Genomic DNA, 20,887 nt, shown 5'->3' with positions numbered 1-20,887 from the left:
TCCCTCGCGTTGCTGGAACTCCGTCGTCTGTTCGGCGTCTCTGCCTGGCCCTGCCCCCGCGTGACCGAGCCACATTGATACCACGAAGTAGGTATGCCAGGGCAGTCGACCCCAGCACGGAGGGTGTCGACTTAACGTGTTCTTTTCGTACGCCCATCACCAGTGGTAACGAGGGAGACGACGGCGCGTGACGGTTTGGTTTACCGAGCAGGCGGTTGGAAGCCGCTCTGCGATGTCCCGACCGCCCACCACGGCACCCACGGACGCATGCTCTGGAGCTCGTCGATCCGCTGGATCAGGATGACTGCGAGCACGGCCGCGCCGGTGGTGAACAGCGCCGAGACGGAGGACAGTATGACGTTCGTCCGGAGGTCTCCCAGTTGCGACGCGCCGACGAGAACGCCTCTTTGCACGATGTTCCCGGTGACCAGGCCGGCCACCCAGGTCAGCCACCAGGCCCAGACCAGGTGTGTGCCCGGAACGTCCTTGAGGACCGGGGTCAGCGGATCGGTCCGCGGGTCGCTGGCCGCGACGATGTCGTCGACGACCTGCTTCGGGTACCAGAGGTTCACCACCGGAACCAGCCAGCACCCGAACACCCAGCCGCGGGTGAACCGGTGCTCGCCGCGGCAGAACATCTCCGCGTTCCACCGGACCCGCCACAACCAGACGATGAACACCACGGCCGCCCCGAGCAGCGCCAGCGCGGCGACGATCCCGAGCGACCCGGAGATCAGGTCCGCCTCGGCCAGTTTGTCCGGGTCCTCGCCGTACACCTTGCGGGTCCGGTACAGGTTCCAGTCCGACCACGCGGTCGACCACGTGGTGACGGTGACCAGTCCGATCAGCACAGAGGCCGCGATCCCCATCGCCCGCTCGGAACTGAACCATCGGTTCAGCGGCACCTCGCTCGGCATGGATCAGGCATAGCACAACAGGGCGTGACCGAGCGAGAACATCACGTTGCGGCTGCTCCGTGGCGCATTCTTGCCAGAAAGTGTCGGTGCGGGCGGGGAGGATGAACGTATGGACTGGTCCGTGGTCGACTCGCCGATCGGCGACCTCACGCTCGCGGTCGACGAGACCGGGCTCTGCCGGCTGCACTTCGGGGCGACCGACCGGCCGCTCGGCAGTCATCCGCTGCTGACCGAGACCGCCGAGCAACTGAAGGCCTACTTCGCCGGCGAGCTCCAGGACTTCACGCTGCCGCTCTCGGTCCGCAACGGCTCCGATTTCGAGCGCGCGGTCTGGACCCAGCTCACCCGGATCCCGTACGGCGAGATGCAGACGTACGGCGATGTCGCGAAGATCGTCGGTGACGCCGGCGCCGCCCGCGCGGTCGGCACGGCGTGCAACCGGAACCCGATCGCGATCGTCGTGCCCTGCCACCGCGTGGTGGGCGCCGGCGGCAGGATGGTCGGCTTCGGCGGCGGGATCCCGACCAAGCGCCATCTGCTCGAACTCGAGGCCCGGGTGAGGTTCGAGACCTTGTGGACCTGACCGTCCGGGCAGACCTGACGAAGATCTGACACTCGGCAGGGCCGGATCGGGGCGCGGTGACCAGCCTGGGGCACTAACGTTTGAAGCGAGTGATTCAGAGTTGTTAAGGCGTCCTCCCACCTGCCTTGGAAGACACATAAATGAACAAAGCCCGCACCACCGACCACCACCACCCCGACCTCAGTGCGTTGATGAACAAGAGCGCCGAGGAATGGTCTGCCCCCGAGATCCAGGACGCCGCCCGCGCGGCGCTCAAGATGCACGCTCCGGACCGCGAGCCGTTGACCTGGACCAAACGGCTCAAGGTCGTCCCCTGGCTGCACCGCAACGACGCGGTCTGCCTGAGCTGCGGCGGCACCTATCCGTGCATCACGCACCGGTACGCCACCCAGTTGCTGTCCGCAGGCCGCTACACGATCGCGAAGTCCGACGACCCGGAGCCTCAGGTCAACTGACGTCGTTCGCGCAAGGCGACGTCCGGACAGACGAAGGTCCCGAACCCCAGCCGGGGTTCGGGACCTTCGCCGTTGCGGTGGTGTCAGGAGTCGCTGGGCTTGGACTCTCCCGAGCCCGTCGACTTCCTGGTCGTGGTCCTCTTGGTGGCTCCGTTCGAGGCGGCCTTCACCTCGTCCTTGGCCGCTTCCGGCTTGGCCTCCGCCTTCGGCGCCTCGGCCTTCGAACCCTCGGCCCTCGAACCCTCGGCCTTGGAACCGTCGGTCTTGGGTCCGTCGGGCATCGGGTCGTCCGCCTTCGCGGTCTCGGTCTTCGCGGTGTCGGCCTCCGGCTTGGCGTCGGTCTTGCCGTTGGACGACGGGGTGTCGGTCGGGCGCGACGACGTACCCGCCGGGGCGGAGCTGTAGTCGCGACCGCTGGTCGGCGTGGACTGCCAGGCCGGCTCCGGCGGCGTCAGCAGCTTCTTCACCGCTGCCGCGGCCAGCGCGCCGAGGCCCAGGAACAGCACCACGTTGCGGAGCTTGTGGCTCTTCTTCGGCACGTCGAGCTCACCCTTCAGCGCGGCCTTGGTGGCCTTGCCCCGGCGGGCGGTCTCCTCGACGACCGGTTCGGCGGCGGCTGCCAGGGTCGCCAGCGCGGCGGTCACCTTCGGCAGTACGTCGTCGTTCAGTCGCTCGCGGGCCTTCTCGGCCGCGTGCTCGGTGGCCGGACCGACCTTGGCGAGCGCGTCGTCGAGCACCGGACCGGCCTTCTCCACCGCCTGGTGAGCCAGGTGCGCGCCCCGCTCGACAGCCTTCTCGGCGTACGGCGACACCTTCTCCCGTGCGGTGCCCACAGCCGGCCCGAGGTGGTCGCGGACCTGGCCGACGGCCGGTCCGAACCTCTCCGACGCCGACTCGGCGAGTGGCCTGACCCGGTCCTTGGCGACCTCGACCCGGCCCTTGGACTTCCTCAAACCCACGGTTCCCTCCTCGGTGCCGCCCGCCCCGCGGACAGCTCTCCCGCCCATCGGCGACATGGGCTCTTTTCGGTGACGACTCTGGACAAACCCGGCTTCATCTGCATCGTACGTCGTTCCCAGCCGATTACCCGGTGCCCCCACCGCACTCTCCGTACACATCCGCGTCGATGCCGGGGTTCTTGGAGTGACATGACAGGATCGAGCTTGTCAGTGTTGTATTCCGACTAGGAGTGACTCCCGTGGCCGAAGAGCTGTACGCGACCCTGCAGACGAACAAGGGCGACGTCGTCATCAGGTTGTTCCCGAACCACGCGCCGAAAACGGTGGAAAACTTCGTCGGCCTGGCCGAGGGCACCAAGGAGTGGACCGACACCGAGACCGGGCAGCCGGTCAAGCGGCCGTTCTACGACGGCCTCGGCTTCCACCGGGTGATCGACGGGTTCATGATCCAGGGCGGTTGCCCGCTCGGCACCGGCACCGGCACGCCCGGGTACCAGTTCGACGACGAGATCCACCCGGAGCTCCAGTTCGACCGTCCGTACCTGCTCGCGATGGCGAACGCCGGCATCCAGTTCGGCCACGGCACCAACGGTTCGCAGTTCTTCGTGACCGTGGTCCCGACGCCGCACCTGAACCGCAAGCACACGATCTTCGGTGAGGTCGTCGACGACGACTCGAAGAAGGTCGTGGACGCGATCGCCACCGCGGACACCGCGCCCGGCGACCGGCCGCTCGAGCCGATCGTGATCAACAAGGTCGTCGTCGAGCGCAAGAACGCCTGATTTTTCGGGGCGGGGCCGGGTCGCACCCGGTCCCGCTCTTCCAGGGAGGGACCCAACCCGCGTGACCGAGACCGTCTGCTACCGGCACCCGGATCGGCCGGCCGGGGTGCGCTGCCAGCGCTGCGACCGGCCGATCTGCCCGGACTGTATGAACAGCGCCGCCGTCGGCTTCCAATGCCCGAACTGCTTCAACGAGGGCGTCCGCTCGATCCCGAAGACCCGGACCTCACTCGGCGGCATCCAGCGCGCCGGCAGCCAGCAGGTCGTCACCTACACGCTGCTGGCGCTGAACGTGTTCGTTTTCATCGCGGTCCGCGCCGGTAGTCCCCAGCTCCTCAGCGACCTGGTGATGGTCCCGGTGCTGACCGAGAGCGAGCCGTGGCGACTGCTCACGTCGGCGTTCACGCACGTGCAGTTCTTCCACATCTTCTCGAACCTGTTCATGCTCTGGCAGCTCGGTCCGCCACTGGAACAGATGCTCGGCCGGCTCCGCTTCACGGTCCTCTACCTGCTGTCCGCCCTGGGCGGCAGCGTCGCGGTCTGGTTCCTGTCGTCCCCCGGCGGAGCAACTCTCGGCGCCTCCGGTGCCGTCCTCGGCCTGGTCGGCGCCCTCCTGGTGATCAGCCGCGCCCGCGGCTTGGACATCACCTGGATCATCATGTACGTCGCCGTCACCGCCTTCCTCTCCTTCGCCATCCCCAACGTCTCCTGGCAAGGCCACCTCGGCGGCTTCGTAGTCGGCGCCGCAGTCGCCTGGATCTACCTAAAACTCTCCAACAACCGCCGAAACACCGCCCGAACCTGAACCACCCCGCCTGCTGACACCGGCGCGGGTGAACTGGGAACACCCCCCGGGGACTGAGCACAAGGTATTGCCTGTCGTCAGTTCCCAGGGGGTGTTCCCAGTTCACGGCGGGGTAAATCGTTCGTCTTGTGGGGCGTTGGGGATGAGGATGTGGGCGATGACTACTACCTCGCCCCGCGCCGTTCGCTTTGTTGAGATGACCAGTGGCGCGATGAGCGCGTTGCTCGCCGACGATCGGGCTGCGGCGCAGGCCGAGCTTGGGTTTGTGCTCGGCGATGAGTTTCTGACTGACCGGGCCAAGTGGCTGTGGCAGTACCGGCTCGATCAGCTGGCTCGGGATCCCAGTGCCTTCGGGTGGCTCGTCAAGCTTGTGGTAGCCGACGGGATCGTGGTCGGGTACGCCGGTTTCCACGGTCCGCCCGATGAGAACGGCATGGTGGAGATCGGCTACACGGTCGACCCGCCGTTCCGGCGTCAGGGTTTCGCGAAGGCGATCGTCGCCGCGCTCCTGGAGCGTGCGGCGGCCCAACCCGACGTACGGACCGTGCGGGCCACGATCAGCCCCACCAACGAGGCGTCGCTGGCCACCATCGCCGGCTTCGGCTTCGTCGCGAACGGCGAGCAGTGGGACGACGAGGACGGCCTGGAGCTGATCTTCGACCGCCCCAGCCGCTGACCTCGTACGTCGGTCGCTAGCGGCAAGCGGCCTAGGCCACAAAATCTGCTCAGTTGGATAAAAGCTGGTGACAACCGGGGTGGCGGACTCGTCTAATCAAGTGACGTCCCGACGGGGGACCGACTGGTTAGGACAGCGTCATGAGCCCACGCGCAGTGGACAAACGAGCCCGCCCCGGCAACGAACATCAGGTCGTACGGCCTGCCGCACCGGAATCGCCGAGCGCGGTCACCGCGCTGCAGACCACCAACCGCATCTCCCAGCAGAAGCAGCAGCAGGCCAAGGCCTCCTGACACGGCCGGTCACCGCAGGATGAGGCAGCTGTCGCCGAACTCGTGCCACAGGTAGCGGTGCTCGACGGCAGCGTCGTAGGCGCGTTGGACCTGGGCGGGGCCGGCTACGGACTCGAGGAGGAGCAGGTGCGAGGCCTCGGGTGCGTGCCAGCCGGTGATCAGGCCGTCGACGACGTACGGCGGGCGGTCCGGACCGAGGATGAGGTCGGTCCACCCGTGCGCTGGGGCGACTGTGCCGTCAGGAGTCGTGGCTGATTCGATGGCGCGTACGGCCGTGGTGCCGACTGCGATCACCCGGCCGCCGTTGGCCTTGACCCAGTTGACGAGGCGAGCCGTGTGTGCCGGTACGTCGTACCGCTCGGGCTGGGGTGGCTCGTGGCTCTCCAGCGAGGACACGCCGCAGTGCAGCAGGATCGGTGCGATCAGGACGCCCTGTGACGCCAGGTGGCTCACCAGTTCGAAGCTGAACGGTCTGGCAGCGCTCGGCATCTCCGCACTGCCCGGGTCGCGGGCGAAGACGGTCTGGTACGACGCCAACGGCCAGCGCTTGCCGACGTAGTTGTAGGTGATCGGCCGACCGTACTGCTGCAGGTACCCGAGTACGTCAGCCACCGGTGGCTGAGCGATCCACAGGCGATTCGAACTCTGGTACGGCGCCAGCAACGTCAGCGCGCCGCCAGGCAGCTCCACCCGGACGCCCGCCGTACCGTGGAACATCGGTGCGCCGCCGTCGCGTAGCTCGACGACCCAGGTGCCGTCGTCAAGCGGTGTGGAGAAGTGCACGGTGTACGACGCACTGTCGACTGCAGCGGGCAACGTGGTGGACGTGTTCACCAGGAGCAGGTCGCCGGGCCGCAGGTGGTCACCGATGCGGTCGAAGCGGGTGTGGGTGACGGTCGACCCTTCCGCGACCAGCAGCTTCACGTGGTCCCGCGAGACGCCGCGGGCTTCCGGCGGTTCGCCGGCGTTCAGCGCCTCCGGCAGGTCGAATCTGGTGTGTGGGTGCACCATCATGAGGCCACCGCAGGTGCGAACTCGGACGCTCGGTACCTGCCGCTCTCCGGCCGACTGTCCAGCAACTGCAGGAACGCCGGTACGACGGTTGCGGGCTCAGGCCGGTCAGAGATGTCCTCACCGGGGAAGGCGGCCTGGTGCATCGCAGTACGCAGATCACCCGGGTCAACGGCGTACACCGCCAGTGCTGGGTGCTCAGCGGCCAGGATCCGAGTCACGTGGTCCAGCGCGGCCTTGGCGGAACCATAGCCACCCCAGGTCTCGTACGCCTCCACTGCGGCGTCTGAGCTGATGTTGATCAGCACACCGGACGCTGTGGTGAGTGCGGGAAGCAGGGCCTGTGTGAGTGCGATCGGTGCGAGTACGTCGACCTCGTACACGCGACGGAGCTCGTCGAGGTCTGCTGTGGCCAGTGCTTGCAGCGGGCTCTGCCCGAGGTAGCTGGCGTTGTTGATCAGCAGATCGAGCCGGCCGAGCTCGGTGATCGCCTCCACCAGGTCGGCGCGGTGGTCAGGGTCGGTGACGTCGCCGGCCAGCGGTACGACGTCGGTGCGGTCAGCCAGTGCGTCGGCGGCGTCCTTGAGCGCTTCGGCGCCACGTGCATCGATCACGAGCGCCCAGCCGCGATCGGCCAGCCCGTGCGCGAGCGCGAGCCCGAGCCCGGCGGACGCGCCGGTGATGAGAGCGACAGGACGGTCGGACGGTTCAGGAGTCATGCCGCTACCGTCATACCTCAACCAAACTTGAAGTCAAGCGTTGCCAACGGCATCGAAGAGTGCCTGGGTGAACCCGCTGCGTGCCTACGCTGCAGGAGTCGGAACTTCACGGGAGGAACAACATGGCGGACACGCAGGAGAGCGGCGAACACAAGGACGGCGGCTGGAGCCGGTTCGACGCCCAGAACTTCAAGGCGGCGCTGGACGGCGTCTCCAAGGGCGACGGCAAGGCGAGTGCCGAGAGCAAGGGCGAGAAGCCGAAGACCGGCGCGCTGCGGGACATCGGCAGCGCACTGGAGGGCAACGACCGCTAGCGACTGCCGGGGTCAGGACTCGGGGAGCAGGATGCCGGGGTTCATGACGTTGTCCGGGTCGAGGGCTTGTTTGACGGCGCGGAGGCTCTCGACGGCCAGGTGGCCGATCTCGGTGGCGTAGGCGTCGCGGTGGTCGGTGCCGACGCCGTGGTGGTGGGAGATCGTGCCGCCGGCATCGGCGATCGCCTGGTTGGCGGCGCGTTTCGCGGTCCGCCACTGCTCGATCGGATCGTCGGACTGCGCACAGATCACCGTGAAGTAGAGCGATGCGCCGGTCTCGTACACATGGGAGATGTGGCAGAGCACCAGCGGCGGTGTGGCGCCCAACGCGCCGACGAGCGCTTCGGTGACGGCTGTCTTCAGGGCCGGGATGCGCGACCAGAACGCGGCCGTCTCGAGCGTCTCGACGAGCGCGCCCTCGTCGAGCAGGGGATCGCGGAGGTACGGCGCCCGGTAGCGGCCGACCCGCCACGTCTCACCGGGGTCCGCGCCGAGGTTCTTCCCGCCGGCAGCCGTCAGCACGTCCGCGGTCGCCTGGTTGTACGGGCCGTCGAAACCGACGATCGCGAGCACGCCGCCCGATCCGCCGCCGAGCACATCCGGGTCGGCGAGGTTCACCGCGGTCTCGACCTCGTCCGACAACCGGAGCACCGTCGGCAGCGGCCCGTCCTGCGCGAGTCGTCGGACGGCGGCCAGCCCGGCGTCGAAGTTCTCGAACCGCCAGCCTTCGAAGTGCCGCTCGGTCGGTCGCGGGCGGATCCGTACGACGACCGAGGTGATGATCCCGAACGCGCCCTCGGACCCGAGCACGAGCTGGCGCAGATCCGGGCCGGCCGCGGACATCGGGGCGCGTCCGAGCTCGATCGTGCCGCGCGGAGTCGCCAGCGTCAGGCCCACCACCATCTGGTCGAACCGGCCGTACCCCGCCGACGACTGCCCGCTCGACCGCGCCGCCGCGTACCCGCCGATCGATGCGCCCTCGTAGGACTGCGGGAAGTGCCCCAGGGTGTAGCCGCGTTCGGCGAGCAGGGCCTCGGCCGCCGGACCGCGGACGCCGGCCTGCAGCGTGGCCGTTCGCGAGACCTCATCCAGCTCGACCATTTGGTCCAGCCTGCGTAGGTCGAGCGTCACGAACCGGCGCGACGGTGCGAGGCCGCCGACAACCGACGTACCGCCGGAGTACGGCACGACGGCAAGCCCAGCGGCAGCGCAGCCGGTCAGCAACTCCTGCACTTCGTCGTGTGAGGCGGGGTAGACGACGGCATCCGGTAGGTCGGAGGTGTCGCCGGCGCGGAAGCGGAGGAGGTCGGTCGTCGAGTATCCACGGGTGTGTGACCAGCGCGAGTCCAGGTCAGAGGCCACGTGCTCGGTTCCTACGACCTCGCCAAGGAACGACAGTTGGGCCTCGGTGAGCCCAGGTCGGTCGGCCGGCGCGACGGGCTCGGCGGCGGGTCGCCGTACGCCTAGGTGTTGAAGGGCGTCGCGGGCTGCCGACGGCAGATCTACCGGGTGGGCGGGGTCGCCCCAGCGGCCGGGCGTGAGTTGCACCACCGGGAGGTCGGATTCGTTGGTCACTGGCTCCCCTTGGGTGGTCCGGCGAGGTAGCGTCGATGGGAGGTGGAACCCCCTGGCTCCCACCTCCCATCGACAGTTCCGGGATAGTGAAGTCGCTGATACACTCTGACGTGTGATGTCTCAGCGTAGCAGCGAATCGGAACAGGAAACCAGCACGCGTCCCACGCCGGCGAACGCGATCGGCGAGGAGCGGATCCTGGACGCGGCGTACGAGCTGCTGCTCGCGATCGGGATGCGCCGGATGACGATGGCCGACATCGCCCGGCACGCCGAGGTCTCCCGCGCGACCCTCTACCGGCGCTGGCCGAACGTGCAGGCCGTGGTCGCCGCGTTGATGACCCGGGAGTGGACGATCGCGCTGGTGTCCGCGTTCCAGCCGGATGCCGTGGACGGCCGGGCCCGCCTGGTCGAGGGTGTCGTCGAGGTGGTCGCGAAGACCCGCGTGCACCCGTTGATGCGGAAGATCATCGAGCTCGACCCCGAGTTCCTCACGCCGTACCTTCTGGAGCGCCGCGGCAGCAGCACCGTCGCGCACCTCGCGCTGGTCGAGGAAGGCATCCGCCAGGGCCAGGCCGACGGCTCGATCCGCGAAGGCGACCCGGTGTGGCTGGCGCGGCAGATCATCCTGGTCTCGCTCGCGTCGGCGGTGTCGGGCCCGGTGATGGCGGAGAAGGACGAGTACCCGAAGCTCGACGAGGAGCTGCGGGTGATGCTCACCAGGTACCTGACGCCATGATCAGCGTGGGCAACGCGAGTCTGAACGCGGTACGGCGTTCACGTGAGCTCGATTCGCTGAGTGCGGTCGACGTGCTCGTCATCGGCGGCGGGGTCACCGGTGCCGGCGTCGCGCTGGACGCGGCCGCTCGCGGACTGAGCGTTGCCCTGGTGGAGAAGCACGATCTGGCCTTCGGGACCAGCCGGTGGAGCTCCAAGCTCGTGCACGGCGGCCTGCGCTACCTGGCGTCCGGGCACGTCGGGATCGCGTACGAGAGCGCCGTCGAGCGCGGCATCCTGATGAAGACCACCGCGCCGCACCTGGTGCACCCGATCCCGCAGATCGCGCCGTGGTTGCCACAGGCAAAGTTCGTGCAGGCGGCGCTGCTGCGGTCGGCCTTCCTCGGTGGCGACGTACTGCGCACGTTCGCGCGGACCAGCGACGACTACCTGCCGCACTCCCGCCGGGTGAGCTCGGCCGAGATCCTGCGCTACGCGCCGACGCTCAAGCCCGAGGGGATGCGCGGCGGTTTCCTGACCTGGGACGGGCAGCTGTACGACGACGCGCGCCTGGTCGTCGCGATCGCCCGGACCGCGGCGCAGTACGGCGCTCGCATCCTGACCCATGTCGCCGCCACGGACGTCACCGGCCGCGGGGCGGTCCTGGTCGACCAGCTGACCGGGGACCGGCGGTCGGTGGACGCGCGGGTAGTGATCAACGCGGCTGGGATCTGGGCGGATCAGGTTGCCTCCGGCATCAAGCTCCGGCCGAGCCGCGGCACCCACCTGGTGCTGCCGCAGTCCGTGTTCGGCGGCCTCTCCGCCGTACTGACCGTTCCTGTGCCGGGGGAGGTGCGGCGTGTGGTGATGGCGATCCCGGCACCCGACGACCGGGTGTACGTCGGTCTCACCGACGAGGAAGCGCCTGGCCCGGTGAGCGACGTACCGCACGCGACCGAGGCGGAGATCGACTTCCTGCTGAACACGATCAGCGCCGCGGTGCAGCAGCCGGTGACGCGCGCGGACCTGCTCGGTACGTACGCCGGGCTTCGGCCGCTCCTGGACACGGGCCATAAGAACGGCGAGGACAAGACCGCCGATATCTCCCGGCGGCACGCGGTGATCACCAGCCCGGACGGCGTGGTGACGATCGTCGGCGGCAAGCTCACGACGTACCGCCGGATGGCGCAGGACGCCCTCGACAAGGCGCTTGCGCAGTCGACGCTCGAGGTACGGCGGTCCTGCGAGACGCACCGGATCCCGCTCGTGGGTGCGGCCGATCGCGTCCACCTGGCCGCGGTCCGAGCGCCGGCGCGGTTCGTCCAGCGGTACGGCGTGGAGGCACCGCAGGTGATCGCCGGCCCGCCCGAGCTGCAGGATCCGATCGCGCCGGGGCTGCGGACGACGTACGCCGAGGTGCGGTTCGCCGTCCGGCACGAGGGGGCGCTGACCGAGGACGACGTCCTGGATCGGCGGACGCGGATCGGACTGTCGGCGGCGGATCGGGCGCTCGCGCTACCAGCCGTCCGGGAGGCCTTCGCCGCCGTGTGACTCCGGGCTTGGGGTTAACTTGGCTGCGGGGAGGTAGAAGGTGACGCAGCCGTACCAAGGACCAGGGCCGTATCAGGGGCCGGGTCCGTACCAGCCGATGCCGTATCAGCCGATGCCGGTGGTGCCGCAGTACCGGCCGTTGCGGGCGCTCGCGATCGTCAGCATCTCGCTGATGGGGGTGACCGCGCTCGGTGCCGTGATCCAGTGCGTGCTGCTCTGGCAGTCGTACAGCGAGGTCAAGCGGTTCGTGTACGGCCTGCTCTCCGACGAGGAGATCCAGCGCGGCGTCGAGTCGATCGCCGGCTCCGGCCCGCTGCTCAACCTGATCACCTACCTGCTGATCGGGACCGGGATCGCGTACCTGATCTGGCTGTGGCGTGCCCGCGACAACGTCGACTTCCTGTATTCGCCGTTCGCTCCGAACCCGACCGTCCCGACCCACGGCGCGCACCGCCGGGCGCCCGGATGGGTCGTCGGCGCCTGGCTCTGCCCGATCGTGCAGTTCTGGTACCCGCTGCAGATCGTCGAGGACGTCGCCCGTGCCAGCGAGCCGCCCGATCAACCGGGGATCGCCCGCTCCGGCCGGTTCCGTGCCTTGCTGTACACGTGGTGGGTGGCCTGGTGCGGTTTCTGGGTCATCATCGTCGGCGGCGGATCGGCCGCGGTGATCGGGTTCGTGATCTGGATCGTCCGGCTGGTCGAGGTGGCGGACACGGACGCGGAAGGGTACGTCGACATCTACGACCTGCAGGACTACATGGTCCGGGTCGCGCTGGCCGTCGACATCGGGTTCACGGTCGCGACCGTCCTGCTCGTCGTCGCGGCGGTCACGGCGTCACTCCTGATGCTCCAGGTCGGCACCTGGCAGCAGTCGCGGCTCGCTCCGCCGCCGCTGGTCCAGGACTTCGTGCCGCCGCCGCCCCAGACACCGCAGTACGCCCCGCGCCCGCAGCACCCCGGCCCGGGCTTCCCGACCTACGGCCCCTGAAGCAGTACGACGCTCGCATCGTCGTACTGCTTCCGGTTGGTGGTGGTCACGGCGTCGTGTTCCCGCACCAGGTCGATCAGTCGTCGCGGCCCTGCGGTCGTGAGTACGTCGAGCAACTCCTCCCACGAGTGCCCGTAGCGTTCGGCGAAGCGGGACGCACCGTCGGAGAGGATCGCGATCACGTCGATGTCGGCGCGGTCCGTGCTGCCGACGACGGCCTCGTACGCTGCTTTCGGGTCGGTGCTCGCGACCCAGAACCCGCCCGGCTGGTTGCGCGACCTGCGGGTGGCCTCGCGGCTTCGATCCGGGAGCTCAGCGATCCGGTCGTCGCTGTGGACGGTGATCTGCCCGGCGGGCGAGCGCATCACGACCGGCGAGTCGGCCAGCACGAGATGCTCCACACGATCCGGGTGCAGCCGAATCATCGAAACCGTGGACGACGGACTGTCGGGATTGCTGAGGTCGCAGGTGTCCGCATGGCTCGCGCGCACCGCGGCGATCGTCTCCGCGAGCAGATCCGTCATCGGCTCGGCCGACTGCGCGAGGAGCGGCGGTGCGAGCTCGACAGCGAGCCGCTTCACCAGCCAGGCGACATCGTGCAGACAGCCGGAGTCGACGCCCGGCGGCGCGCTGGCGCCGTCCAGTACGACGGCGAAGTCAGGTCCGGTCAGGACAAGGTCCTCGTTGAAGGCGGTGGGCGGCCGCCGATCCGGCGCTACCTCACTGATCGCTCGGGTTTCCACAGGGATAGTCTGCCCAGCTGTCGGCGAGTGACTGCTCGAGGGCGATCTTGGGGGACCAGCCGAGCGCGTTCCCGATCAGCGTGGTGTCGGCCTGCTGCCACGGCGCGCCGAGTGCGGTCTCCTGCTCGGTGTCGTCGACGATCGTCGCCGGCTGACCGCTGAGCTCGAACAACTGCCCGGCGATATCTCGCGCGAGAGTCGCCCGGCCGGTTCCGATGTTCAGCACCGGCGGCAGCTTCCCGTCCGCGAGCGCGACCGCGAGCACCGCCTCGGCCACGTCCCGTACGTCGACGAAATCGCGCCAGACGTCCAGTGACCCGACCTCGATCAGCTGCCGGGACCGCAGATCCCGGATCACCCGCCCGGTCAGCGTGCTGTCCGGCGCCCCCGGCCCGATCACATCGAAGATCCGCAGGACGACGGCGTCCGCACCGGCCCGCTGCGCCCGGAGGACGAGCTCCGATCCGGCGAGCTTCGTGATCCCGTACGGGCCGAGCGGCCGCGGCGCGCTCTCCTCGGACAAGCTGGTGCCGTGCGGAGCCCCGCCGTACTCCGCCGCGGACCCGAGGTGCACGAACCGGGCATGCCCGGCGTGATCGCGGACCGAGGCGAGCAGGGCCTCGACGGCGATCACGTTCGCCCGGACCAGGTCGGCCGGCTCGCCGAACGTGGCGCCGACGGCGTTGACGATCACGGTCGGCTTGTACATCCCGATCTGGGTGTCCAGCGCGTACGGGTGCATCGCGGCCAGGTCGCAGCGCCGGTACGGCTCGCTCCGGGTCCGGCTCAGCCCGCGGTACTCGATACCCCGGTCGGCGAGCAGCGCGCAGATCCTGGCGCCGAGGAAGCCTCCCGCGCCGAACACCATCACCCGCTCAGTTCCGGTCACCCCTCCATCGTGCGGCCGTTAGTTGTCGGTCCGCCGTACGTTCTCCGTCGTCAGCATCACAGTGTCGGTACGGCGTGACACTGTGGGGCCATGGCAGATCGAGTGGGCGGGCGTCCGGCGGCGCAGACCGAGTCGACGATCCGGGACTGGGACGACGCGGACCCGTCCGGGCAGACGTACCGGCGGGTGCTGTTCGTGGACTCCGACCTGACCGAGGTGGAGAACCGTGGCGGGGTGTTCGAGGAGTGCACGTTCCGCGGGGTCCGGTTCAACGCGTCGACGCACACCGACGCCGCGTTCGTGAACTGCACGTTCGTCCGGTGTTCGCTGTTCGACACGACGTTCACCCGGTGCAAGCTGGTCGGCAGCCTGTTCGACGACTGCGCCCACAGCCTGATGAAGGTGACTGGCGGTGACTGGTCTTTCAGCGGCTTGCCCGGAGCGGATCTGAAGGGCGCCGAGTTCACCGGGGTGAAGATGCGGGAGGCGGATCTGACCGGTCTGCGGGCCCAGAAGGCCGTGCTCCGCGACCTCGACCTGTCCGGCGCGTCCTTGCAGAAAGCCGACTTCACCGGCGCTGACCTGCGCGGATCCGATCTGTCGACGCTCGATCCGCTGACCGTCACGCTCAAGGACGCCCGCATCGACGTTACCCAGGCGATGGTCGTGGCCGCCGCTCTCGGGCTCGAGGTCCGTCCCTGAGCTTGTGGATATCCCCAGGTAGTCACGCGGTCATCCACGGTTCCATCCACAGCCTGTGGATAACTATCCGGATAACTGTGTATTCGTACTGTGATATCTCGCCGGGCGTCCGGCCTGGGCCAGGGTTCCACGCCGGTGCCGCCCCGGATGTCGCGGCCGCCGTACGACGAGCATCGCGGCGTGCTCGACCACTGCCGGGCTGACGACCAGGAAGCCCGGCCGGGCGACCAGGCGTCGGGTCAGCGTCTGGAGGCCGGCGGCCAGGCCGACTCCGCAGAACGCGCCGAGCGAGTTCGCGATCAGGTCGTGCAACTGGCACGACCTGCCGAGTTGCGGCAGCAGCGCCTGCACCGCCTCGACCGCGGCCGACATGCCGATCCCGGCCGCGATGCCGTCACCCGGGCGCCCGCTGGCCAGCGTGAGCATGCCTGCGGCCGGTACGAACAGCACGACGTTGAGCAGACCCTGGAGCGACGTCAGCCCGCCGGTCGTGGTCAGATGCGTCCCGCACTCGCCGATCTGGCCGAGGCGGTGCGTCGTCGGGCTGAGCGTCGCCGCGATCACCAGCGCGAACGCGGCCGGCAGGCAGAACGCGGCCAGCCGGGGGACCAGGTCACCCGGACGGCGAAACGAAGAGAGGGCAACCGGCAGGGTCATGCCGGTCAGCACGAGCCAGGTGTCCAGCAGGTGTGGGATTCCGCGATAAGTCTCGAGCACGTGTCCGGACCCTCCCGTGGTCGACCTGACTCGAACTCTTCTGGACTTCGTGTTCCTGAATCGACGATCATCCGCGTGCTCCCACTACCGCCAGCCTTGTCCGGACATCTGCACGCAGCCGTAAACCTGCCGTGACAGTCTGTGACAGTCCGTGCACAAACTGACACGGAAGAAAGGTGCTCAGGGCAACGATCGTGTGCGTGCATCAACCGATCGGTGGAGGCGGACAGGGCCGAGCGGGCGATGTGTGAACCCGGGGCCGGGCGGGAGAGTCGTCGTATGACAACCCCGGTGAACCTCGGACATCCCCGCAGTACGGCCGCGTTGCGGAGTGTGCAACTACTACTGGCCGGCTACCTCGCGATCAGCGTGCTGACGCTGGCCGCCGTCATCGCCCTGCGCCACCAGGCGACCTTGGTCAACGACGCGGTCTGGGTTCGCGGGACGATCGTGGTCGCCAGTGCCCTGCTGACCGTACTGTTCGCGCGCAGCGCGGCGAGAGGTTCCCGGAAGGGCTTCCTCCGGCTGCGGATCGTCTCGGCGGTGATGCTGGTCGCGATTGTGGTGATCATCGCGGTGCCGGGCACGTTCCCGCTGTGGATGAAGGGTGAGCAGGCCATCTGCGGACTCCTGCTGCTCGGCGTCGCGCTGCTGGTCAACGGCAAGCACCTTCGCTCGGTGTTCACTGGTTGACATGGGCGAGCAGGTTTGGCCGCTGCGGGTGACGGTGGTGCCGTATGTGCTGCTTGCGTGCCTCGCGGCCGTCACCATCCCGATCAAGCGCGACCAGCCCGAGTCACTGGCCGTCGACCTGGGGCTGTGCGCGCTGATCGCGCTGTGGACGCTCGGCATGTTCACGCTCCGCCCGGCCCGGCGGACCGACATCCGCGCGATGGCGATCTTCGTCATCGGCTTCGTGATCCTGCTCGCGATCCTGGTGGTGCGGGATCCGTGGTTCGGCTTCCTCACCCCGGCCGGCTACTTCTACACGTTCGTCCTGCTGCCGTGGCCCGGCGAACTGCTCGGCATCGGCGCGGTCGCGGTCATCGCCGGTACCGCGCAGTCGTACGACATGCCGAAGACGAACCTGCTCGGACTGCTCGGCTACACGGCCGTGGTCGGGGTGAACGTGGTCGGGATGTGTCTCGCCGCCTGGCTCGGCCACCGCGGCGAGGAGCTCAGCCGGCAGCGCAAGGAAGCCGTCGACGCCCTCACCGAGACCAACCGCCGGCTCGAGGCCACGCTCGCCGAGAACGCGATCCTGCACGAGCAGTTGCTGACTCAGGCCCGGGACGCCGGCGTGATCGACGAGCGGCAGCGGATGGCCCGCGAGATCCACGACACCCTCGCGCAGGGGCTGACCGGGATCGTCACGCAACTCCAGGCCGCGGAGAACGCCGCCGACTGGCGCCGGCACGTGACGACCGCGGTCGGGCTCGCCCGCGAGAGTCTGACCGAGGCACGCCGCTCGGTGCACGCGCTCCGTCCGCAACCGCTGCAGTCGGCGACGTTGAGCGAGGCGATCGCGGACGTCGTACGGCGGTGGTCGGCGGTGCACGGGATCGACGCAGAGCTGACCACTACCGGCACGCCGCGGGTGCTGACGCCCGAAGCGGAGTCGACTCTGCTTCGGGCAACTCAAGAGGCGTTGGCGAACGTGGCGAAGTACGCGCAGGCGACCCGCGTGGGGGTCACGCTGTCCTACATGGAGAAGCAGGTCGCGCTGGACGTCCGGGACGACGGAGCCGGCTTCGCCCCGGCCCTGATCAGGTCGTCGGAGGCGGGTGGCTTCGGCCTGGTCGCGATGCGGCAGCGGGTCGAGGCGCTCGACGGGACGCTGGAGATCGAGTCCGAACCAGGTCTCGGTACGGCGATCTCGGCGACCCTGCCGATGACGGGAGTGGGCGCATGATTCGGCTGCTGATCGCCGACGACCACCCGATCGTGCGCGACGGCCTGAGCGGGATGTTCGCGGCCGATCCCGGGTTCGAGGTCGTCGGCGAGGCGGGTGACGGCGCCGAGGCGATCCGGCTGGCCGAGGCGCTGCGGCCGGACGTGATCCTGATGGACCTGCAGATGCCCGGCGTGAACGGCCTCGCCGCGATCAGCCAGCTGGCCGAGCGCGGCGTACGGTCGAGGGTGCTCGTGCTGACGACGTACGACACCGACGGGTACGTCGTACCCGCGATCGAGGCCGGCGCTACCGGGTACCTGCTCAAGGACGCGCCGCGCGACGAGCTCCTTCGCGCGGTCCGGGCCGCCGCCGACGGCCAATCGGTGCTCGCGCCGTCGGTCGCCAACACGCTGATGAACCACGTCCGCACCCCGCCGGATGCCGACCTGCTCAGCCCACGGGAACTCGAGGTTCTCCAACTGGTTGCTGCTGGCAACACCAACCGGGTGACGGCCCGCCACCTGTTCATCAGCGAGGCCACGGTCAAGACGCACCTGCTCAACATCTACGCCAAACTCGACGTCTCCGACCGCGCCGCCGCCGTGGCCGAAGGCTTCAAGCGGCACCTGCTCTAGACGCGGTAGTCGCTGTCGCGGCGGTCGGTGATGAACATGTAGCCGGGCGCGTGGGTGATCGCGTACGGCGGCCGGGAGGCCATCAGTGCGGCCTGGGGAGTCACGCCGCAGGCCCAGAACATCGGTACGTCCCCGGCGGCCGCGTCGACCGGATCGCCGAAGTCCGGCCGCGCGAGGTCGATGATCCCCAACCCGCTCGGGTCGCCGATGTGCACCGGCCCGCCGTGCACGGCGGGCATCGCTCGAGTGATCCGTACGGCGTCGTCGACCCGGTCGGCCGGAATCTGCCGCATCGACACCACCAGCGGACCGTGCAACCGCCCGGCGGGCTCGCACTCGCGGTCGGTCACGTACATCGCGACGTTCCGCCCCTGGTCGACGTGCCGCAGCGGGATCCCCTCGGCCGCCAGCGCGGTCTCGAACGTGAAGCTGCACCCGAGCGAGAACGCGACCAGGTCGTCCCGCCACAGCTCGGTCGCATCCGCCACCTCGGCCACCAACTCGCCGTCCTGCCAGATCCGGTACTGCGGCAGGTCGGTCCGGAGGTCAGCGCCCCGGGCGAGCCGTGTCGTCGGGTCGCCCGGATCACTCACATCGAGGACCGGGCAGGCCTGCGGGTTGCGCGTGCAGAAGAGCAACACGTCGTACGCCCAGTCGGCGGGGACCGCGATCAGGTTGGTCTGTGTGTACCCGCCGGCCCAGCCGGTGGTCGGCCCGCTGTAGTCGTCCCGGAACAGTGACCGGGCCTGGGCCGGACTGAGCATTGCGGTCGTCGTCATGAGACCCCCTCTCAGGTGATCTCACGATAGAGATTGTTGAACAATACGACAAGAGGTCAGATGACGATCTCGTGGACCCATTCGGCCGGGGCCTGGGTGTGCAGGCGCCAGTAGTGGTTCGCGATGTCGTCCGGGTCCCATCCGCTGCCGGGGGAGACGCCGCCGCTGACGGTGACACTCGCGGCGTGGACACCCGCTGCGCCGTACTGCTGATCGAGGAGGGTGACGGCCGCCCGGACGCCGGCCTTTCCGAGGGACAGGCTCGCGTAGTCGGGTTTCGGCAGCGGCATACCGCCGGTGATCAGGAACGACCCGCTGCCGCACTCGGCCATCGCGGGCGCGAGATGCGCCGCGGTGGTGATCGCCCCGACGACGTTCACCGCCAACGCGTCGAGATGCTGCTGCGCGCTGAGTTCGCCGATCCGGTCCGGCTGGATCAGAGCGGCGTTGTAGACAACCGCGTCAGGTACACCGAACGCCTCGACGACCCGATCGAGAGCTGCGCGGAGGCCGGCTTCGTCCGTCACATCGGCCGTGACCGGCAGTACGCCGGTGCTCCCGAACTCCTCGGCCGCGGCCTTCACCGTCGCCTCCGAGCGCGCGATCAGGCCGGCGCTCATCCCCTCCCGGACGAACCGCCGCGCCACCGCGAGCCCGATCCCCGGACCTACTCCCACCACCACGACTCCAGACATGGCGGGAATCGTAAACCTTGCCCTCTGGGTCAAGGTCAAACGGGACGGTGCCGGGCGACGGCAGCGGCGGACCGGTCGTCGCCGTCGGCGCGGAGACCGTCGATCACGCCGTCGACATCCGCGGCCGGGCGGTTCTGGCTGAGCTTGAACTTGGCTTCGATCCGCTTGATCGCGATCTCCACGCCGACGATCGCCCGCAGTTGCCCCGCGACGAACTTCGCCGGCGCGTCGTCCACCGACCACGGCTCCGCCCGGCCGCTCTCATGATGGTCCGAGAGGCGCCGTACGACGTTCTCGACCCAGGCGGGATCGTCGTACACGGTCATCGTTCCGTGCACGTGGGCCGTGACGTAGTTCCAGGTCGGGACGACGCGGCCGTGGTCGCGTTTCGAGGCGTACCAGGTCGGGGAGACGTACGCGTCCGGTCCGCGCAGGATCACCAGCGCATCGCCGATCACGGGGAGACGCCAGTGCTCGTTGTTCCGCGCCAGGTGCCCGAGCAGGACGTTCCGCTCGCGGTCGTGGACGAACGGCAGCATCGTCGCCGTCAGCCCGTCGGGTGTCATCGTGACCAGATCCGCCGCGCCGTGCTGGGCGAGCAACTCCAGGACGGCCTCGTCGTCAGGGGCGAAGTGCGCAGGAACGTACATGCTTTCAGTCTCCGCACCGACGCGAGCCCTCGACAGGTCCAATTCGTGCGGCTTTCGTCAGCCCACTTTCAGCGCGGCGGCCTGGTCGTAGTCGTCGTGCCAGTCACCGGTGGGCGGCAGGATGACGCGCTCCACACCGGCTGCCTCGTACGCGGCGAGTTGTTCGAGCGGATCGCCGTCGAGCTGCGGCGCGACCACGGTCGCCTTCAACTGCTTGCCGTCGGCAAGTTCGTTGATCCGCTCCAGGTTCGTCCGCACCTCGGACGGCGTCATCGCGATCGTCGCCCAGCCATCGGCGTACGCGGCCGCTCGCCGATGCGCCCGGACACCGTTCCCGGCCACGAAGATCGGCGGCACCGGCGACCCGGGCGCGATGGTCACGTCGAGGTCCGTCCCGAGCGTCGTGGGTTTGCCGGCAATGAGATCCGGGAGTACGGCGAGCGCCTCGTCCGTCAGCCGCCCGCGGTCCGCGAACTCGACACCGGCCGCCCGCCAGCCGACGTCACCGTGCGCGGGGTTGCCGGTCCCGACACCGAGCACGAGCCGGTTGTTCGACAGCAGTTGCAACGTACTGATCTGCTTCGCCGCCCACGCGACCGGCCGCAACGCCAGCAACAGCACGTTGTACCCGACCGTGATCCGCTCGGTCACCGCGGCCGCGGTCGCCAGTACGACGGAACTGTCCAGCATCGGCGCACTCGCGACCAGATGATCCGTCGACCACACCGAATCCAGCCCGACCTCCTCGGCGTACCGCGCACTCGCCCGTACATCGCCGAGAATCGTCTGCGCCGGATCCGGCGACGACGTCGGCAGAATGACCCCGATCTCAACCGTCATA

Annotated in this window: 26 protein-coding genes; 14 read left to right on the top strand and 12 right to left on the bottom strand. The window is 69.0% G+C overall.

The window, feature by feature from the left end:
- Positions 1-200 precede the first annotated feature (200 nt).
- On the bottom strand, positions 201-917 hold the full coding sequence (locus tag E0H50_RS03505; protein WP_131284590.1) for a DUF4328 domain-containing protein: 717 nt from the start codon (positions 915-917) through the stop codon (positions 201-203).
- A gap of 109 nt (positions 918-1,026) precedes the next feature.
- Here E0H50_RS03505 and E0H50_RS03500 point away from each other — a divergent pair, with 109 nt between their 5' ends.
- Positions 1,027-1,500, top strand: coding sequence for a methylated-DNA--[protein]-cysteine S-methyltransferase (locus E0H50_RS03500; RefSeq protein WP_131284588.1), 474 nt, complete (start codon positions 1,027-1,029; stop codon positions 1,498-1,500).
- Positions 1,501-1,640: 140 nt separating this feature from the next.
- Positions 1,641-1,955, top strand: coding sequence for a hypothetical protein (locus E0H50_RS03495; protein WP_131284586.1), 315 nt, complete (start codon positions 1,641-1,643; stop codon positions 1,953-1,955).
- 83 nt (positions 1,956-2,038) lie between these two features.
- Here the strand turns inward: E0H50_RS03495 and E0H50_RS03490 are convergent, their stop codons facing one another.
- The gene (locus tag E0H50_RS03490) at positions 2,039-2,914 is read right to left on the bottom strand and encodes a hypothetical protein (RefSeq protein ID WP_131284584.1); all 876 of its coding nucleotides are present in this window, start codon (positions 2,912-2,914) and stop codon (positions 2,039-2,041) included.
- Between the two features lie 239 nt (positions 2,915-3,153).
- Here E0H50_RS03490 and E0H50_RS03485 point away from each other — a divergent pair, with 239 nt between their 5' ends.
- From E0H50_RS03485 to E0H50_RS42740, 4 genes are all read left to right on the top strand, one after another.
- The gene (locus E0H50_RS03485) at positions 3,154-3,696 is read left to right on the top strand and encodes a peptidylprolyl isomerase (RefSeq protein WP_131284582.1); all 543 of its coding nucleotides are present in this window, start codon (positions 3,154-3,156) and stop codon (positions 3,694-3,696) included.
- 61 nt (positions 3,697-3,757) lie between these two features.
- On the top strand, positions 3,758-4,501 hold the full coding sequence (locus E0H50_RS03480; RefSeq protein WP_131284580.1) for a rhomboid family intramembrane serine protease: 744 nt from the start codon (positions 3,758-3,760) through the stop codon (positions 4,499-4,501).
- 157 nt (positions 4,502-4,658) lie between these two features.
- Positions 4,659-5,177 carry a GNAT family N-acetyltransferase gene (locus E0H50_RS03475; protein ID WP_202867988.1) on the top strand — a complete coding sequence of 173 codons (519 nt, stop codon included), beginning with the start codon at positions 4,659-4,661 and terminating at the stop codon, positions 5,175-5,177.
- A 140-nt stretch (positions 5,178-5,317) separates the two neighbouring features.
- Complete coding sequence (locus E0H50_RS42740) at positions 5,318-5,470, top strand: hypothetical protein (protein ID WP_165546986.1); 153 nt, start codon at positions 5,318-5,320, stop codon at positions 5,468-5,470.
- Between the two features lie 9 nt (positions 5,471-5,479).
- Here E0H50_RS42740 and E0H50_RS03470 read toward each other — a convergent pair whose 3' ends face one another.
- A complete protein-coding gene (locus tag E0H50_RS03470; RefSeq protein ID WP_131284578.1) occupies positions 5,480-6,484 on the bottom strand; it encodes an S-adenosylmethionine:tRNA ribosyltransferase-isomerase in 1,005 nt (334 codons plus the stop codon).
- Positions 6,481-7,200: an SDR family NAD(P)-dependent oxidoreductase gene (locus tag E0H50_RS03465; RefSeq protein ID WP_131284576.1), complete on the bottom strand. Its 720-nt coding sequence runs from the start codon at positions 7,198-7,200 to the stop codon at positions 6,481-6,483. Before E0H50_RS03465 ends, E0H50_RS03470 begins: the two co-directional genes overlap by 4 nt.
- 122 nt (positions 7,201-7,322) lie before the next feature.
- On the opposite strand from E0H50_RS03465, the gene E0H50_RS03460 reads away from it, so the two are divergent.
- On the top strand, positions 7,323-7,514 hold the full coding sequence (locus E0H50_RS03460) for a hypothetical protein (protein ID WP_131284573.1): 192 nt from the start codon (positions 7,323-7,325) through the stop codon (positions 7,512-7,514).
- Between the two features lie 12 nt (positions 7,515-7,526).
- Here the strand turns inward: E0H50_RS03460 and E0H50_RS03455 are convergent, their stop codons facing one another.
- Complete coding sequence (locus E0H50_RS03455; RefSeq protein ID WP_202867987.1) at positions 7,527-9,089, bottom strand: FAD-binding oxidoreductase; 1,563 nt, start codon at positions 9,087-9,089, stop codon at positions 7,527-7,529.
- 115 nt (positions 9,090-9,204) lie between these two features.
- Here E0H50_RS03455 and E0H50_RS03450 point away from each other — a divergent pair, with 115 nt between their 5' ends.
- From E0H50_RS03450 to E0H50_RS03440, 3 genes are read left to right on the top strand one after another with little or no spacing between them, the layout of a single operon-like run.
- On the top strand, positions 9,205-9,825 hold the full coding sequence (locus tag E0H50_RS03450; protein WP_131284571.1) for a TetR/AcrR family transcriptional regulator: 621 nt from the start codon (positions 9,205-9,207) through the stop codon (positions 9,823-9,825).
- Positions 9,822-11,354, top strand: coding sequence for a glycerol-3-phosphate dehydrogenase/oxidase (locus E0H50_RS03445; RefSeq protein WP_131284569.1), 1,533 nt, complete (start codon positions 9,822-9,824; stop codon positions 11,352-11,354). Before E0H50_RS03450 ends, E0H50_RS03445 begins: the two co-directional genes overlap by 4 nt.
- A gap of 40 nt (positions 11,355-11,394) precedes the next feature.
- Positions 11,395-12,342, top strand: coding sequence for a DUF4328 domain-containing protein (locus E0H50_RS03440; RefSeq protein WP_131284568.1), 948 nt, complete (start codon positions 11,395-11,397; stop codon positions 12,340-12,342).
- Here the strand turns inward: E0H50_RS03440 and E0H50_RS03435 are convergent.
- On the bottom strand, positions 12,330-13,085 hold the full coding sequence (locus tag E0H50_RS03435; protein WP_238150745.1) for a protein phosphatase 2C domain-containing protein: 756 nt from the start codon (positions 13,083-13,085) through the stop codon (positions 12,330-12,332). The genes E0H50_RS03440 and E0H50_RS03435 overlap by 13 nt on opposite strands.
- Positions 13,063-13,974: an NAD-dependent epimerase/dehydratase family protein gene (locus E0H50_RS03430; RefSeq protein WP_238150744.1), complete on the bottom strand. Its 912-nt coding sequence runs from the start codon at positions 13,972-13,974 to the stop codon at positions 13,063-13,065. Before E0H50_RS03430 ends, E0H50_RS03435 begins: the two co-directional genes overlap by 23 nt.
- A gap of 90 nt (positions 13,975-14,064) precedes the next feature.
- Between E0H50_RS03430 and E0H50_RS03425 the strand changes: the two genes are divergently transcribed.
- Positions 14,065-14,676 carry a pentapeptide repeat-containing protein gene (locus E0H50_RS03425; protein ID WP_131284566.1) on the top strand — a complete coding sequence of 204 codons (612 nt, stop codon included), beginning with the start codon at positions 14,065-14,067 and terminating at the stop codon, positions 14,674-14,676.
- Positions 14,677-14,739: 63 nt separating this feature from the next.
- On the opposite strand, the gene E0H50_RS03420 is transcribed toward E0H50_RS03425, so the two are convergent.
- The gene (locus E0H50_RS03420) at positions 14,740-15,393 is read right to left on the bottom strand and encodes a VanZ family protein (protein ID WP_131284564.1); all 654 of its coding nucleotides are present in this window, start codon (positions 15,391-15,393) and stop codon (positions 14,740-14,742) included.
- Positions 15,394-15,672: 279 nt separating this feature from the next.
- Between E0H50_RS03420 and E0H50_RS03415 the strand changes: the two genes are divergently transcribed.
- From E0H50_RS03415 to E0H50_RS03405, 3 genes are read left to right on the top strand one after another with little or no spacing between them, the layout of a single operon-like run.
- Positions 15,673-16,086 (top strand): hypothetical protein, encoded by a 414-nt coding sequence (locus E0H50_RS03415; RefSeq protein ID WP_202867986.1) that lies wholly within the window; start codon positions 15,673-15,675, stop codon positions 16,084-16,086.
- 1 nt (position 16,087) lies between these two features.
- Positions 16,088-17,305, top strand: a complete 1,218-nt coding sequence (locus tag E0H50_RS03410) for a sensor histidine kinase (protein WP_131284562.1) — start codon at positions 16,088-16,090, stop codon at positions 17,303-17,305.
- Positions 17,302-17,922 carry a response regulator gene (locus E0H50_RS03405; protein ID WP_131284560.1) on the top strand — a complete coding sequence of 207 codons (621 nt, stop codon included), beginning with the start codon at positions 17,302-17,304 and terminating at the stop codon, positions 17,920-17,922. The genes E0H50_RS03410 and E0H50_RS03405 overlap by 4 nt, the downstream gene beginning before the upstream one ends.
- Here the strand turns inward: E0H50_RS03405 and E0H50_RS03400 are convergent.
- Genes E0H50_RS03400 through E0H50_RS03385 form a run of 4 tightly spaced genes read right to left on the bottom strand, consistent with a single transcriptional unit; the run spans position 17,919 to position 20,886 of the window.
- Positions 17,919-18,701 (bottom strand): putative hydro-lyase, encoded by a 783-nt coding sequence (locus tag E0H50_RS03400; RefSeq protein ID WP_131284558.1) that lies wholly within the window; start codon positions 18,699-18,701, stop codon positions 17,919-17,921. The genes E0H50_RS03405 and E0H50_RS03400 overlap by 4 nt on opposite strands.
- Before the next feature lie 56 nt (positions 18,702-18,757).
- A complete protein-coding gene (locus tag E0H50_RS03395) occupies positions 18,758-19,396 on the bottom strand; it encodes an SDR family NAD(P)-dependent oxidoreductase (protein WP_131284556.1) in 639 nt (212 codons plus the stop codon).
- 35 nt (positions 19,397-19,431) lie between these two features.
- Positions 19,432-20,046, bottom strand: coding sequence for an FMN-binding negative transcriptional regulator (locus E0H50_RS03390; protein WP_131284554.1), 615 nt, complete (start codon positions 20,044-20,046; stop codon positions 19,432-19,434).
- Positions 20,047-20,103: 57 nt separating this feature from the next.
- A complete protein-coding gene (locus tag E0H50_RS03385; RefSeq protein ID WP_131284552.1) occupies positions 20,104-20,886 on the bottom strand; it encodes an LLM class flavin-dependent oxidoreductase in 783 nt (260 codons plus the stop codon).
- Between the last annotated feature and the right edge of the window lies 1 nt (position 20,887).

This window comes from Kribbella sindirgiensis (genome assembly GCF_004331435.1).
GTDB lineage: Bacteria > Actinomycetota > Actinomycetes > Propionibacteriales > Kribbellaceae > Kribbella > Kribbella sindirgiensis.
This window is presented reverse-complemented; position numbering and strand designations above follow the sequence as displayed.